This window comes from Bdellovibrio reynosensis, from assembly GCF_022814725.1.
In the GTDB taxonomy this organism is placed as follows: Bacteria; Bdellovibrionota; Bdellovibrionia; order Bdellovibrionales; family Bdellovibrionaceae; genus Bdellovibrio; species Bdellovibrio reynosensis.
In genome coordinates this window covers 2,902,244-2,916,725 of the sequence record NZ_CP093442.1, presented here as the reverse complement: position 1 = coordinate 2,916,725, position 14,482 = coordinate 2,902,244, and the positions used below count along the sequence as shown (strand labels likewise).

Below are 14,482 nucleotides of genomic sequence, written 5' to 3'. Positions count from 1 at the left end.
CACTAAATTATTTGTTCAAATAGAACATGAAGTTTTGACCATTTTCACTTAGACGCCAGTGAAGCTCACAGTTTGGACCGCCATCAGCATGTCCATCGTTGTTAGCATCTTCTTCACACTTAGGAACTTTAGCGTTTGCCATACAGTTTGGATCGCTTGTATTAACAAGACGAGCTAAACGTTTCATATCAACGATAACTTGAGAAGAAGTGACCTTCTTGAAGTTAAGAACCATTCCAGTTTCAACTTCACAAACTGATTCAAGTGAACCAGAGCGAACAGTTACAGAGCTGTGCTCTTTGCTGCTTACTACTGCGCCGTTACCATCTGGTGTGTACATGATTTTTTCAGTCATGTGGTTGTTTTTTGGTTTATCACGGCCTTCAGTTTGCACGAAGTTCGCGATGCTTGTAGCGCTCCAGTCAAAATGATAGCGTTTGTAGCAACCATTTCCTGAGATATCAGTTTGCCAGTAAGCGTTTGCATAACAACGGTAACGAGTCATATCGTCTTCGATTGTTTTGCAATCTGCATTCGCGTTTACCAACGACTTAGGCGTATAACCGCTCATATTAAAGTTTTGAGCTTTTGGATCAGACAAAGTTGTACCATCAAAAGTATCAAAGTTTCCGTGAGTCCAAGTACAAGTGAATGTCTGAGAAGCTGCACCTTGAGTTGGTGCTCCAGTATAAGTACATGAACCTGAATAGAAACCAGTCATGTCGCCAGTTAAAGCAGTTTGGCTATTGCAGTTACCAGTGATATTAGCCCAGTTATCAACCATCAAAGGCTTACCAGTTGAAGTGAAGCAACCGCCACCCTCTACGTGCGCTGAGTATACATCTGCAGATGTAGCGTGATCCATAGTACAAACGCCGACGTTATTAGAACCAATAGTGATACGGCTGCACTCACTCATAGAGAACTGTGCTTTTGCGCCAGTCGCCATCCAATGAGCATTACAGATACCGTTACCAACTTGAGGACCAGGATTGTTGTCACAGTCGTCGCCACCAAAACCAGTTGGCGCCGTGAATACGAAACCACCGAAACCTAAGTTTCCAGAAGTTGTGCCATCAGTATAAGCTTGAGGGAAATTCAAAGCGATACGACCTTGGAAAAGAGCGTCGTCTTCTGTGAACCCTACTTTATTTCCGCAAGCAGCAATTGAAGCCGCGTCTGACCAGAAAGAAAGACCGTAAGCAGGAGTTGATGAAACAGTACCTTCTGATTCAGTACAGCTTCCATCAGTACAGTTCACACCAGGTGTAAATTCATTACCTGAAAGTCTGATCAAGAAAAGATTTTCGCCGTCAGCAGGTCCGTGACAGTCATTATCACCTTGAGTACAAGCCGTGTAGTAGCCAGTAGGCAATGTTCCAGTGTACTTAGCGATAGTCCAGTTACCACCTAAATCCATAGCTGCAGAAGCTGCAGGTGGAGTTGTATCAGCAACAGATGCGATGTCTTGAACGTCTACAACAACTTTACCTTCTTCAGAAATAGAAAGTGAACCTAGGTTCACACTGTCAGTAAGAGTCAAAGATGAAGACTCTTGCGGATTTCCATCCATATCTTTTTTAGAAGTATCTTGGAAAGTAACAGTACCGACAGAAACCAAAGAAGTTTTGTCACGGAATACTGCCATGATTTGCGAACCTTTTGCGCCCTCTAACTCAACAGAGAAAGATCCATTAGCGCCAACGTTTGCTTGTCCAATTGTTGGTGGAACTGTGAATGCAATGGCATAGATTTCTAAGTCAGAAAGATTGATAGCGTGCGTGCGCAGCTCGCCACTCATCTTATGCATTGCAAATGAGGAACTTAAAGATCCTGAGATTGTTAAATCGTCATCTGTTGTAGATGCCGCAGAATCGCCACCGCCGCCAGAGCAGGCAACAAGCGTCGTGCCCACTAGCAGGGCCATCATAGCTTGGACCAGCTTCATTTTTGTCGTCATTACTTCTCCTTGTAGTTAGACAAAGTTTTTTTGTTTTTCGCAAAAACTTCCCTGGCAGATAGAGCGCGCTGAAAATCACGCAAGAACTGTTAAAGAAATTTTATTGGTTTGGAGACTGAAGAATAACAACATTGTTTTTTGAAATGAAAAAGGATTCATGTTTCCTAGACCATTTAGGGACCCTAGGTAAATCTATGGAAAGCAAAGTTGTACGCAAATGTATCGTAAATAATTGAAATCACGATGCGTACAACTGCATTAAGACTTTAGTTGCATCAATTTATTTTAGTTTAATAATGCCAAGGAAACTTAGAAAAATCTTTGTCGCGCTTTTCAACAAAAGAATTTCGACCTTCTACAGCTTCTTCGGTTCCGTAAGCTAAACGAGTCGCTTCGCCCGCAAAAAGCTGCTGTCCTACCAATCCATCGTCACAAAGGTTGAAGCCATATTTCAACATGCGCATTGCTGTCGGAGATTTCGAATTCATTTCATAAGCCCACTCAAGCGCTACTTTTTCTAAATCTTTGTGCGGGATCACGGCGTTCACCATGCCCATATCGAAAGCTTCTTGAGCCGAATAATTTCTGCCTAAGAAAAAGATTTCGCGCGCTCTTTTTTGTCCAACCATGCGAGCTAGATAAGCTGAACCGTAGCCACTATCAAAACTTGCTACGTCTGGATCTGTTTGTTTAAAGATCGCGTGCTCCTGACTTGCTAAAGTAAGATCACAAACCACGTGCAGTGAATGACCACCACCGACAGCCCATCCTGGCACAACTGCTACAACGATTTTAGGCATGAAGCGAATCAAGCGCTGTACTTCTAGAATATGCAAACGACCTAAACGAGCTAGGTCCATTTTACCTTGAGCTTCTTTTTCTTCGTACTTGTAACCGTCTTTACCGCGAATACGTTGATCGCCGCCAGAACAGAAAGCCCAGCCACCGTCTTTCGGTGAAGGACCATTGCCCGTAATTAAAACGACACCCACATCCGCAGAAATTCGAGCATGTTCTAATGCCGTGTAAAGTTCATCGACTGTTTGTGGGCGAAAGGCATTACGTACTTCAGGACGGTTAAAGGCGATGCGCACAGTTCCCTGATCTTTGGCGCGGTGATAAGTAATATCTTGAAACTTAAAACCAGGAACTTCTGTCCACCACTCAGGATTAAAAATATCAGAAACCATGTGCCCACTCCCTTAACGCCTTACTCCGATGAAGTCGGAGTGCTAATCAGATTCTATCGGTTCTAGACCATAAGTAATGATCTGCCAACACCAGATACGTCATGGCCTCTAGCACCGGAATAGCGCGAGTCACAATACAAGGATCATGACGCCCCTTTTTTGCTACATCTAAAATTGAGCTGGTCGGTTTAAAAGAAACTCGTAAAAGAATATTTTCACCCGTCGAAATTCCCCCGCGAATGCCACCGTACTGGCTTTGTTCCCGGGTGCCATGAAAATCAGTGCCTTTAATACTTGAAGACTCAAAACCCAAGCCTAATTCAAAACCATTCGTCGCACCCACGGAAAGAAAAGCTTGCGCCAAATCACTTTTAAGTTTGTGAAAAACAGGCTGCCCTAAAAATGCAGGGGGATTGGTGATCAGAATTTCTGCCACACCCCCGTGACTATCACCCTCTTCTTGGGCCTTCTTTAAAAGATCGGCGACTGCTTGATCATTTTTAGAGGGGAAGCGCGCCTGAAATGAATCGATATCTTTATTTATAACCTGGGCTTTTTCTTCAGCTGTCAACGTCAGAGGCCCAATCTGGGAAGCATAACCTATGACTTTCATGGGCGCACAAACCTGCTTAAGCATCATTTGTGCGACAGCACCTGCCATCACACGACTGACAGTTTCCCGACCTGAAGAACGACCACCCCCACGATGATCACTGTGACCAAATTTCTGCTTCCACATATCATCAGCATGACCTGCCCGGGATTGTTGTTTAATTTGAGTATAATCTTGTGAACGTGCATCTTGATTTCTTACAATCATCGCAATGGGCGTGCCCAAAGTTTTTCCTTCAAAAATGCCGCTAAGAATTTCTGCCTGATCAGCCTCTTGACGACCTGAAACGATCTGACCTGAACCATGATGACCTGGACGACGGCGTTCAAGTTCCTTTGTCAGAATCATTTCATCAAAGCTGACTCCGGCAGGGCATCCATCAATCACTACTCCTAAAGCGGTGCCATGGCTTTCACCAAAACTAGTTAAAGTGAATCGAGATCCAAAAGTATTTGCACCCATTATCTATTCCTCACACTTCTTCCAGAAAGTTCTTTGCCCCTGTGCTTGAGCGGTAAACATGGTTAAACCGGATTGGTAATTAGCAGCGCACAGTTGCGCGTATTCCCTGCCTGGGGAATCTTCTTTATAATTCAAATCAAACACCATTGCTGGTTTCCATTCTAGTGGAGGCATTAAAGTTTCAATGGATCGTGGCGCGGCCCAAACAAGTACTTTTGGACTTTCAGGAACTTCAAAAGATTCATCCCGGGGCTTTCCACTGCGTGAAGAAAAATAAGTCGCGTGTGGAATGGCTTTCTTGATCATCTCTAAAGTTCCACCACCGCCCCAAACAAAGATATGCTTTTGCAGCGGGGCAATCATGCCGACACCTTCGATCAACTCAAAGAACCCCTGTTCATCCGTGGAAGTGCCCTTCCACGTTTTCGAAGTTTCATCGAAAAATAATGTGTTTATCGCTTGCAAATTTTTTTCAGTGACGACCTCAGCTGCATGCTCTTTATGTGGAGCTGTCACTGCAGCATAGCCTAATCCCAATTTTGTTAAAATCGGAAAAGCCTCATCCCATTCATCCCTGCGAATCGAAACAGCATAAACAGGAACATTTTTACGATTAAAAAAATCGGATTGTTCAACCGGCGTATAGCTATGGCGAACAGGATCACCCAGGACTGCTGCAAACTTGTTTTTAAGTTCAGGATTAGCTAACCACTTCCACAGTGAAGGCTGGTCTGAAGCGGTGCCATCACCTTCTCTCCAGAAATTTATTTCCTGGTGGCCTTTTTGCAATAAGCGATACCATTCCCACCGACCTTCTTTGGATCGTGGCAGGTAACTGCGCTTTTTATCGTTTTCTTTTTGCCATTGGTGTCCTGACAATAATTCGGAATAAGAATTCACTTCCGGAGCAAACTTAAGATGACCTATCTTAGATTCGTATCCTGACCATTCGTAAAACTGACGGCCATCATGCAAAGATAAGATTACTTTTTCTGCCGGGATAAGTTTTAAAAGCTCGTCAGGTTTCCCCAGCTCCCACGCCCAATCCACCCATTTTGCTTTTTGTAAAATTTCAGTGCTAGTTGGGAAGGAACCTTCCAACGGCAAACGAAAAGAATAAATGAATTCTTCGCCAGGAAGTTCTGTTAGAGCTTTTTGGATCTGCTCAGGACTTAATAAATCATCACGCAGTTCAAAGTAACTAATACCTTTATTTGCAAAACGGTTTTTGAACAACTGCCAGCGATGTTCATTAAGAATGTGTTCTGATAAAACTGTGATCGCTCCACCCACATTTAAATACGTATGGGTCAGAACGGACTTTTCAACAGTCATCGCATGGTGATGATTTTCAAAAATACCTTCAGGCATAAGGTAGACTTCATCGGCTCGGTTTTTGTATTTTTCTTCACGGATGACACCGCGTTTTTGATATTCTTCAATCGGTGAAACCTCAGGATTTAGGCGAGGCCTATTTAAAAAAATACGTCCATCAAGATCCGTGATTCTTTTTACCCATAAAACTCTTACGGATTCAGGAATAACAGAAAGATCAAATCCTGCCCCCAATACTAAATACATATCCTTTTGTGGCTTCTGCAGGGTTTCTAAAAAAAGCTGTCTTTCTAATTCACGAAAATAATCTTCGCCATGATCAAAAAAAAGATCACCAATGCTTTTACCAATCTTTTTTTCAATCTCTTCATCTAAATCAACAAAATCGACGTTTTGATCGCGCAGATAGATTTGCAGACGCTTCATCAACTCAGACTTACCGGTACCGCGGTGACCAACAACTGCTGTAATCATGGTTTGATTCCTATCATCTGCCAAAACTCTGGGAAACTTTTGTTGATAACTTCAGGCTCTTCAATCTTAATTTCATGACCCTTCAAACGCATAAGTGTAGCTGCCATGACCATGCGGTGATCTTTATCGGGATTAAACGTCACACGCTTTTTAAGAAGTTGGCGGGGATTGCCCTGAATGATCATGCCATCAGGTAAAACCGTGTGTGCAATTTCAAGAAGGTTAAAAAGATCTGAAATTTTACTAATACGGTTGGATTCTTTTTTTACCAAGTGAGGTGCCCCAAATAATTTGGATTCCCCATCAGCCCAGCTGCAAAGAACTGCTAAAACTGGGAACAAATCTGGGGACTCAGCTAAATTGACTTCCGCTTTTTTTAAATCCTGAGCGTGGGTGATAATAAGGTTTGAACCATCTACTTTTAGCGGCACGTTCATTTGCTTAAAGATTTCTAGAAACACTAGATCCGGTTGCGCACTTTTAAGCGGAAAGTTTTCTAAAATAACTTCGCCGTTTAAGGCCCCTGCCGCTGCCATAGTAAAGGCTGAACTTAAATCAGATTCTACGCGGAAGTTTTTGATTTTTAAATTTTGATTTGCCGGAATTAAATATCCATTTTCAGTTTTAACGAATTGCATGCCAAAACTTTTCAGCATTTCCATCGTTAAAAGAAAATAGGATTCAGAAACCTTAGCCCCCACCAAATCAAAATGCAGATCAAAGGGAAGATTCCAGGCATTTAGAATTAATGCCGAGGCATATTGGCTTGATTCTGAAATATCTACTTGCAAAGGCTTTGCTGGCTTCAGCCAACCATCGCCGTTTATTACCAGCGCTTGGCCTTGAATATAAGCCTCAACTCCCAACTGCTTAATCAAATCTAAAAGACCTTTCTGGGGTCTTTGTAGCAGCCTTGTTTCTGCATGAAGATGGTGTTCCCCCTTTTCGCGGGCAAAGCGAAGGCTCATAAACCGAAAAGTTGTTCCACCTTCACCGCATTCAACGTGGCTTTTTGTGGAAATCATTTTAAGGCCTTCGCGCATGAAACGAACATCATCGCATTCAGACTCACCCTCAATAACGAAATCTGGAAAATAACTTTGCACTATCAGCGCGCGATTAAAGACCGATTTTGAACCTGGAATGGTGCCTTGAAAATGCAAATCAGCCATCGATGTCTTCTTCTTCAGCCTGGCGGCACATTTCATTTAAGATATCATCAACGCCCACTTCTTGGATCACACATTGGCCCGGGGCTTTGACAAAAATAAAACGAACCGTTTCCGTTTGGGTTTTCTTTTTATCGCTTAGCAATAGACTTCGATATTTTTTAATTTTAGAAGGACTGGTTGAAATCAACTGGTCACGATGTGGGGAAAGCAAATAACCCATTACAGCAGCTGACATCATTTTGTTGTAAACTGACTGAGACATTATTTTCTTTTCTAGGCTCCATTGAAGCGCGAAAGAAAGTCCATAGTTAATGGCCACGCCATGGGGAATCTGGCCATCCGCCTCAAAAACATGTCCTACTGTATGACCCAAGTTCAAAAGGTGACGATGCCCTGATTTTTCTTCAGGGTCTTTTTGTACGACTCTGTTTTTCGCTTCAATCGCTGCCTTTAAGTGCTTCCAAAGAACGTCGTGAGTGATCTCTCGGTTCTGTGACAACTGCTTCCACAAAACGCCACCTTGAATAATTGAGATCTTTAAAAGCTCGCCAAAGCCTTCAAAACTTCGCACCGCCGGTTGGGCTAACAATAGTTTTTTAACTAAAAAGATTTTTTCAGCAGGATAAAAAGTACCAATCTGATTTTTAGCGCCCCCAACATTCAAAGCGGTCTTACCCCCGTGGGCTGAATCAATTGCAGCAAGCCAGGTGCTGGGCATGTGGACCAAGCCAACACCGCGTTTAAGGATGCTTGCTACAAAACCGGCAAAATCGCCGACGCTGCCGCCGCCGATAGCTAGCACCTTCAATTTTCTTGAAGAAGCATTTTCGCAAATCTTGACGATACTAGAAATATGCTTCGGAAAAGCTGCTACGGATTTTAATTCTTCACCGGCACTGACTGGATAGCTAAGCGGAAAAGACTGAATCCATTTTTGAAAGTCTTTAGAACGTTTTGCTAAAATCTGATCATAGATAACTAAGACTTCGTCGCCGATATCTTTCGCTTTAGGAAAATTGTGGGCAAATACCAGCGAACTTTTCATTATTTCGACTCGCTAAATTCAGATTTCGCTTTAGCGTAGGATTTAGATAAAGAATCCCAAGCGGCATTCATTCCAGACTTCATCTCAGTCCATGCTTTGCCAGAACTTTTTTTAAGTTTAGCTAAATCTTTTTTCATCTCGTCTTGTTTTGATTCTAAAGCAGCGATTTTTTCTTTCATACCTGCTTTTACCTTGCCCGATTTTTCGCTTGCTGATTTTTTCAAGTCGGCAATTTCAGATTTCAGATCTTGAAGTTTCACTTCCATGTCTTTTTGAAATTGTTCTTTTTGTTCAACAGAATAATCAGCAGCTGCAATGGCTGCAGCCTTGGTTTTTTCAGAGACCTCTTCTTTAGTTGTAGCTAAGGCTGAAAAAGAAAAAGTAAGTGAAATAAAAAGGATGAATGCTTTCATTTTTGGACTCCTTAAGAAGGAGTCCAGCTTATAACGGAGCTTGATTTCACTTCAAGAATTTAAATCCCAGTCGATGGCCTGAATCCCGTGACTGCGCAGGTAATCATTGGTTTTTGAAAAAGGTTTTGTTCCGAAAAATCCACGGTGCGCCGATAAAGGCGAAGGATGCACAGTTTCAATCACCAAATGCCTGTTCCGATCAATGAAAGAACCCTTTTTTTGCGCGTAGGCTCCCCACAGAATGAAAACAACATGTTCGCGCTCTTCATTTAAGGCGTGAATGATTTTATCCGTGAACTCTTCCCAACCCTTACCTTGATGAGCCGCAGCTTTCCCATCCTCTACAGTAAGCACCGCATTCAACAGCAGCACACCTTGCTTAGCCCATTTTACTAATGAACCACTTTGTGGAAGTTCGATTCCTAAGTCACTACGAAGTTCTTTAAAGATATTCTGTAAGGACGGGGGAAAACGAACTCCATCACGCACCGAAAAAGAAAGTCCATGGGCTTGTCCCGGGCCATGATAAGGATCTTGTCCTACGACGACCACTTTCACTCTGTCGAAAGGAGTTAAATTCAAAGCTGCAAAATACTCATCATTTTGCGGATAAATAATTTTTCCGGCTTTATATTCCGTCGCTAAAAAAGTTTTTAGCTTCTGCATTTTCTCGGTTGCGAACTCACCGTGCAGACGTTTTTTCCAGGAATTATCTAAGTGGGAATCAATATTAATATAAGCCATCTCATTCTGACACATGACAAAGGTCTAGGTTCAGGATTCTAAAGCAATCCTATTAGTTTTCAAATTATTTTTAACAAGTCCCATATCTTGACCGGACAAATTAAAGACTCATTGTTAAACTATAACCAGAGGAATAGGAGGACGCCCATGACGAACCTTCCAAACCCCACCATTGAACTTATTGAGAATAATCCAGAGGTTAAATCCTACATCTATCAAATGATCGCGGAGTTCGAAGGATTTGTGACTCAACAGACCGTTATCTCGGTTGTTGCCCGGGATCCTAAGAAACTTGCGATTCAATACGAGACTGAAGGAAAAGAATTTACCAAAGAGGGATTAAAGAAGCTGTTTAGAATTGCGATAGTTCTAAATGAAGCTGACGCCTCTGTGGAGGCCGAAGGAGTTCATGAGGATATTTACCAGGCGATAAAGCTTGCTAAAGACAACCTCATGCTGAAGCTTGTTGAAATTCAAGACTCCGTCGTCAGTCAGCAAGATCGAATCATAGAAATTAATCATTACTTGCAACACCATAACCTTCATTAAGATAATGGGGCTTCTGACACAGGAGGCCCTTTATGTTTCATCCCAACATGCCGTATCGCAGTCTTGGAAAATGCGGACTTAAACTAAGTTCGTATGCACTTGGCGGATGGACTACGTTTGGTGGGACCGTTAAAGATTTCACTTCAGTTCGCAGCATCCTGCGGCTTGCCTACGAAAACGGAATTAACTTTTTTGATATAGCCGACATTTATGCCAAAGGTGAATCCGAACGCATCATGGGTTCTGCCTTAAAAGATTTCCCCCGCCATGAACTTGTGATCTCTTCAAAAGTTTTCTGGCCGATGAGCGACGACATCAATGACAAAGGCCTTTCCCGCAAACATGTTTTGGAATCCGTGAATAAAAGTCTGCAAAGAATCGGCACTGATTATCTAGATATTTATTATTGTCATCGTTATGATCCTGAAACTCCGGTCGAAGAAACTGTGCGTATTATGGATGACCTTATTCACCACGGAAAAATTCTTTACTGGGGAACCAGCGAATGGACCGGAGAGCAAATTCAAGAAGCCATGGATATTTGCGATCGCTGGGGTTATTACAGACCTCAAGTAGAACAGCCGCAGTTCAGTCTTTTAGCTCGTCAGGCTTTCGAAACAGATGTTCAGCCCAAAGCGCTGGAACACGGCATGGGTTTAACAACTTGGTCCCCGCTTGCTTCAGGAATGCTTACTGGTAAATACGATCAAGGGGTCACCGATGGCCGCCTTTCGCGAATCGATTGGCTAAAAGAAAAGTTCTATACGAATGAAAATATCAGTCGCGTGATTGATTTCAAAAAAATAGCTGATGAATTGGGATGCTCGCGCACTCAATTAGCTCTTGCATGGGCAAATGCGCAACCTGGTGTATCCAGCGTGATCTTAGGAGCCACCAGCATCGAACAACTTCAAGAGAACCTGGGTTCATTGAAAATTTCTTTATCGGCAGAGATGAATGAAAAGATCAAAAAGCTTTTTTCTTATAGCTAAGTCTTAGGGCATTAGTTTAGTTTTTTGTCTTCATATCTAACGTGGGCTTTTCTGGACAAAATCGTCTAAAAATTGATGCTTGTTAGCACTGGCTGCTCCAAATATTTTTTTTGGGTGTACTATGAACTTGTAAATAGAAACGATCTCTCGATGATCTAAAAAACGATGAAGTGAGAAATCTCAGATTCGTAAAAGAAATTTCGAGAGTCGTCCGAGACAGGATGTGGAATGTATCCATATCCTGTTTCCATTTTAAAAACCCACCTCTCGGTGGATTTTTTATTTTATCGCCTTCGTTTTATTTATCAGTGTTCTAAGGCTACCGGCAGCATTGTTGTAGGTGTTGCTGTGGATTTGGTGGCTTTGCGTTCTTTTTCGAAATTCACAAGTGTTCCAATAATGTCTTGCAGTTTTTCGAAGGGCGCAAGATTCGTTGGTAAACTTTCTTTAAGCTCCATTGTTAGTACTGGAGTATTTCTTTCAAACCACATATAGCGACCTAAACTTCCTGGGTAATTGCCTAATGATTTCCATGGAAGATAATCATACTTAGGTGGCGCGCTTATTTTTGGTCCGTCGTAGTCTAAAACTTTTAACGGTGTGTGAACTGATACGACGAAGTCTGGCTGGAAGTCCTCTAAGTGATTCATAGCACATTTAGTTTCCGGCTCTGAGGCGGCTTCGTTGCCCGGGAATCTTCTTGGATTTGATTTTGTTGTACGCTTCCAGTTTTCGATAGCTCCCGCAGCCCAATCTTTTGTTGGGAAGTTACGGTTGATATCAATCTTGTTCGCGTTAGTGCGGGTCTTATATCTTACACCGTCTGGATTTAGAACTGGGATCACTCTCCATGAATTGCGTGGATCGATGCCTTCTAATCTTTCCATCCAGTAGCGACCAACAGTTCCTGCTGGCGTTTCATCGCCGTGTATAAGACTGAATACGATCACCTTCTTAGCACCGGGCGCGGTCGACATTTTTTCGTAATGGAAAATAGGACGACCCTCTGCACTTACGCAAAGTGATTTCACCGCGACCCTGTCACATGCTTGCTTAAGAAGCTTATCATCCCAAGCGCCGGGGAATTTTTTAAGTTCATTCATGCAGTCCTGTTGCAAATTAGAAAATTCAGCTAACGCTGATCCGGCTGACATGAACATCAGAATAAATAATGTAGTTTGAAAAAACCTCGTCATCACATCCCTATTATCACCAGCTCTGTGGATTCTCTCAAGATGAGAAAGCAGCTTTTTATGCGCCCCAGTTTGAGAATACATCATGTTCCCACAGAATTATTGTGAAACTGACTAAAGTCTTAAGGCCTTTCGTCCGTAATGTAAAGGGTGTGACATTAAGGACTCAGTTGGAGGCTCCGATGGTTCAAAGAGGCGGTTTTAGTTTCGTAGCAATGTTGGTGATAAATCCAGTAGTAATACTGTTTTATCAAAACTGCTCAATGGCGCCTATAAGCTATGCGAAAAACACCACACCGAACGTGGTCATTTCGAGACAAATTGCCTCTGAGGCACAACCCATCGTGGCCGAAATCACGAAGCCTGGTTGTGAAGAGTCCAAAAAAGAATGCGTTCGCGCTGAATAAATCGACTTCAGTATTATTCGTTAGATGAATATCTGAATTCTTTCTATGTCTTTTACTAATCATAGGCCCCTTGTTAGAACAATAGCTTGAAGCTAGTTCCCAACAAGGAGGGCTCTATGAAGTTTCTAATTACAATCTCTCTGCTGCTGTCAGCTCCTTCTGCATTCGCTTTTCTATCAAATGCTGAAGAAGAACTTCTTTTACAGAATTTGAATCAAAAACAAAGTGCTGTGACGTTTGAAGAAATCCGCTGCTCATTGCGCAATCGTTTGTGCTTGGTGCGCTACGAAGCCAATCGCGTGAATAAGGCGTGTTTGATTGAACGAATCAGTGATGCTTCTGAATTGTATTATTCTGAAGTGGATTCGAACGGCAAAGTAAGTTTGAACTTATCAAACTACGCGCAGAGAGAAGTAGAAAGCTGCCTACAGTAGGCGCGCCAAATCACCATCGCTTCGGTGCTGCTGTGAATAAAAAAGCCAGTAAGTTTTCTTACTGGCTTTTTGTTTTTCGGGGTCAAATCTTATCGTCCGAACATCAGATCGAAATCGATGCGTGAGCGATATTTGTAGGCGTCGTCAGGACTTGGAGGATAAACATCAGCATCATCCAAATGATTTTTCCAAAGATAGTTTGTCGCTTCAGAAATAACCGGTAAATAACTTGGCGAAGAAACATTGCGATTCTTAGGCTTCATCAAAACAACCTTATAGCCGTTATTAGCCAAATAATTCAGAATACCCGGAAGCGCCTCAGCCGAGTGCATATTAATATCATGCATTAACATGATGCCGTTTTTATATGATTTAAATCCGTTAACTAGAGTATCAAGCACAGACCTGTTTCTCTGTGCGATAGACAGCTCCTTCGCATTAAATCTCCAGTCTTCAGTATCAAGTGTCCAATGGAAGATTTTAACACCAGCATCGCGAACTTCGCGCGCAATTACATTGTTCTGATCGCCATTTGGAAAGCGGAAAAAAGGATCCACATAGCCAGCGCCACGATACAGACTTAAATGGCCACCGACGAATTCGGACATAAAATAGTCTTTGGTTAAATTGCCTTTTAAATTCTTCGAACCCATCGCATTCGTGTGTGAATAAGAATGGTTCGCTAAAATATGGCCTTCAGCGAGAATTCTCTTAAGAATGCTTTTTCTTTCTTCTTTCAATTTTTTCTGAGACGGGCCATCGCTTTTATCAGATACTACTCGCTTGCCTACATGGAAGAATGCGGCTTTTACGCCGGCAGCTTTTAGAGCATCCAAAATGTAAGGAGTTGCTGCAGATGGACCGTCATCAAAAGTTAACATGATTTCTTTGTCTTTAAGATTCCCGCTAAATAGTGGCCTGATTGTTCCGTCAGGCTTAACCGTCATTTCAGGAACTTCTCTTTCCTCAAACGGGATTTTTTTAATAGTTTGAATACTTAATTCCAACGCATCGGTAGACCAACTATTACTAAATGCAACTTTCGCTAGAATAAGTTCTTTGCAATCGTCAGCGAAAGAACTTGAACTTTGGATCGCATCCTCAAGGTATTTTAACTCGCCAATAGAAAGAGAGTTTAAATGACTGCAAAGTTTTGCAGCTGAAGATTTAGATCCAGGTTTATCAAATAAGTCACTTAATTGGTGATAATAGCCATCGAACTCATCGGCATTTTTACTATTCTCGATGCCCTTCATAAGGGCAGAATATTTTTGAATCACATCTAGATTTTTGATTTCCTTTTGTGGTCCATGCGCATGCGCCGCCATTGTTGTGGTAATGAATAAAAATAGGGGCAACGCAGTCTTATAAATAAAATTGGCTTTTTTCATACGGGAGTTTATTTACAAAAGGCGTTCCAGTGCCTAACCGCTTTAGGGTGGCAAACATATTGTGATAGATGACTGTAGAGTAGACAGAGGACAATTTACGTCGCCCTA

14 protein-coding genes are annotated in these 14,482 nt (G+C 42.3%); 4 read left to right on the top strand and 10 right to left on the bottom strand.

Annotated elements, in window-relative coordinates:
- Window positions 1-7 precede the first annotated feature (7 nt).
- The 8 genes from MNR06_RS13785 to ung all read right to left on the bottom strand — a co-directional run bounded on the left by MNR06_RS13785 (window position 8) and on the right by ung (window position 9,408).
- Complete coding sequence (locus MNR06_RS13785) at window positions 8-1,960, bottom strand: hypothetical protein (protein ID WP_243536943.1); 1,953 nt, start codon at window positions 1,958-1,960, stop codon at window positions 8-10.
- Window positions 1,961-2,250: 290 nt separating this feature from the next.
- Entirely contained in the window at window positions 2,251-3,150 is a 900-nt protein-coding gene (locus MNR06_RS13780) for a 1,4-dihydroxy-2-naphthoyl-CoA synthase (protein WP_243536942.1), read from the bottom strand.
- A 46-nt stretch (window positions 3,151-3,196) separates the two neighbouring features.
- Window positions 3,197-4,225, bottom strand: a complete 1,029-nt coding sequence (gene aroC / locus MNR06_RS13775; RefSeq protein WP_243536941.1) for a chorismate synthase — start codon at window positions 4,223-4,225, stop codon at window positions 3,197-3,199.
- A gap of 3 nt (window positions 4,226-4,228) precedes the next feature.
- Window positions 4,229-6,034, bottom strand: coding sequence for a shikimate kinase (locus tag MNR06_RS13770; RefSeq protein ID WP_243536940.1), 1,806 nt, complete (start codon window positions 6,032-6,034; stop codon window positions 4,229-4,231).
- Complete coding sequence (locus MNR06_RS13765; protein WP_243536939.1) at window positions 6,031-7,206, bottom strand: 3-phosphoshikimate 1-carboxyvinyltransferase; 1,176 nt, start codon at window positions 7,204-7,206, stop codon at window positions 6,031-6,033. Before MNR06_RS13765 ends, MNR06_RS13770 begins: the two co-directional genes overlap by 4 nt.
- A complete protein-coding gene (locus MNR06_RS13760) occupies window positions 7,199-8,251 on the bottom strand; it encodes a 3-dehydroquinate synthase (RefSeq protein ID WP_243536938.1) in 1,053 nt (350 codons plus the stop codon). Before MNR06_RS13760 ends, MNR06_RS13765 begins: the two co-directional genes overlap by 8 nt.
- Window positions 8,251-8,664: a sll1863 family stress response protein gene (locus MNR06_RS13755; protein ID WP_243536937.1), complete on the bottom strand. Its 414-nt coding sequence runs from the start codon at window positions 8,662-8,664 to the stop codon at window positions 8,251-8,253. The genes MNR06_RS13760 and MNR06_RS13755 overlap by 1 nt, the downstream gene beginning before the upstream one ends.
- A 51-nt stretch (window positions 8,665-8,715) precedes the next feature.
- Window positions 8,716-9,408, bottom strand: a complete 693-nt coding sequence (gene ung / locus MNR06_RS13750; RefSeq protein WP_243536936.1) for a uracil-DNA glycosylase — start codon at window positions 9,406-9,408, stop codon at window positions 8,716-8,718.
- Window positions 9,409-9,555: 147 nt separating this feature from the next.
- Between ung and MNR06_RS13745 the strand changes: the two genes are divergently transcribed.
- Together MNR06_RS13745 and MNR06_RS13740 are read left to right on the top strand one after the other, a co-directional pair.
- Window positions 9,556-9,957, top strand: coding sequence for a hypothetical protein (locus MNR06_RS13745; RefSeq protein WP_243536935.1), 402 nt, complete (start codon window positions 9,556-9,558; stop codon window positions 9,955-9,957).
- Window positions 9,958-9,989: 32 nt separating this feature from the next.
- The gene (locus MNR06_RS13740; protein WP_243536934.1) at window positions 9,990-10,949 is read left to right on the top strand and encodes an aldo/keto reductase family protein; all 960 of its coding nucleotides are present in this window, start codon (window positions 9,990-9,992) and stop codon (window positions 10,947-10,949) included.
- A gap of 305 nt (window positions 10,950-11,254) precedes the next feature.
- On the opposite strand, the gene MNR06_RS13735 is transcribed toward MNR06_RS13740, so the two are convergent.
- Window positions 11,255-12,145: a M14 family zinc carboxypeptidase gene (locus MNR06_RS13735; RefSeq protein WP_243536933.1), complete on the bottom strand. Its 891-nt coding sequence runs from the start codon at window positions 12,143-12,145 to the stop codon at window positions 11,255-11,257.
- Window positions 12,146-12,324: 179 nt separating this feature from the next.
- Between MNR06_RS13735 and MNR06_RS13730 the strand changes: the two genes are divergently transcribed.
- Together MNR06_RS13730 and MNR06_RS13725 are read left to right on the top strand one after the other, a co-directional pair.
- Window positions 12,325-12,549, top strand: a complete 225-nt coding sequence (locus MNR06_RS13730; protein ID WP_243536932.1) for a hypothetical protein — start codon at window positions 12,325-12,327, stop codon at window positions 12,547-12,549.
- Between the two features lie 116 nt (window positions 12,550-12,665).
- On the top strand, window positions 12,666-12,983 hold the full coding sequence (locus MNR06_RS13725; RefSeq protein ID WP_243536931.1) for a hypothetical protein: 318 nt from the start codon (window positions 12,666-12,668) through the stop codon (window positions 12,981-12,983).
- Window positions 12,984-13,072: 89 nt separating this feature from the next.
- On the opposite strand, the gene MNR06_RS13720 is transcribed toward MNR06_RS13725, so the two are convergent.
- Window positions 13,073-14,374, bottom strand: a complete 1,302-nt coding sequence (locus MNR06_RS13720) for a polysaccharide deacetylase family protein (protein ID WP_243536930.1) — start codon at window positions 14,372-14,374, stop codon at window positions 13,073-13,075.
- Window positions 14,375-14,482: the final 108 nt, after the last annotated feature.

Excerpts from the sequence above, each read along its gene's own strand:
- MNR06_RS13785 (WP_243536943.1), bottom strand. The coding sequence starts at position 1,960 with ATGACGACAAAAATGAAGCTGGTCCAAGCTATGATGGCCCTGCTAGTG.
- MNR06_RS13780 (WP_243536942.1), bottom strand. The coding sequence starts at position 3,150 with ATGGTTTCTGATATTTTTAATCCTGAGTGGTGGACAGAAGTTCCTGGT.
- aroC (WP_243536941.1), bottom strand. The coding sequence starts at position 4,225 with ATGGGTGCAAATACTTTTGGATCTCGATTCACTTTAACTAGTTTTGGT.
- MNR06_RS13770 (WP_243536940.1), bottom strand. The coding sequence starts at position 6,034 with ATGATTACAGCAGTTGTTGGTCACCGCGGTACCGGTAAGTCTGAGTTG.
- MNR06_RS13765 (WP_243536939.1), bottom strand. The coding sequence starts at position 7,206 with ATGGCTGATTTGCATTTTCAAGGCACCATTCCAGGTTCAAAATCGGTC.
- MNR06_RS13760 (WP_243536938.1), bottom strand. The coding sequence starts at position 8,251 with ATGAAAAGTTCGCTGGTATTTGCCCACAATTTTCCTAAAGCGAAAGAT.
- MNR06_RS13755 (WP_243536937.1), bottom strand. The coding sequence starts at position 8,664 with ATGAAAGCATTCATCCTTTTTATTTCACTTACTTTTTCTTTTTCAGCC.
- ung (WP_243536936.1), bottom strand. The coding sequence starts at position 9,408 with ATGGCTTATATTAATATTGATTCCCACTTAGATAATTCCTGGAAAAAA.
- MNR06_RS13745 (WP_243536935.1), top strand. The coding sequence starts at position 9,556 with ATGACGAACCTTCCAAACCCCACCATTGAACTTATTGAGAATAATCCA.
- MNR06_RS13740 (WP_243536934.1), top strand. The coding sequence starts at position 9,990 with ATGTTTCATCCCAACATGCCGTATCGCAGTCTTGGAAAATGCGGACTT.
- MNR06_RS13735 (WP_243536933.1), bottom strand. The coding sequence starts at position 12,145 with ATGACGAGGTTTTTTCAAACTACATTATTTATTCTGATGTTCATGTCA.
- MNR06_RS13730 (WP_243536932.1), top strand. The coding sequence starts at position 12,325 with ATGGTTCAAAGAGGCGGTTTTAGTTTCGTAGCAATGTTGGTGATAAAT.
- MNR06_RS13725 (WP_243536931.1), top strand. The coding sequence starts at position 12,666 with ATGAAGTTTCTAATTACAATCTCTCTGCTGCTGTCAGCTCCTTCTGCA.
- MNR06_RS13720 (WP_243536930.1), bottom strand. The coding sequence starts at position 14,374 with ATGAAAAAAGCCAATTTTATTTATAAGACTGCGTTGCCCCTATTTTTA.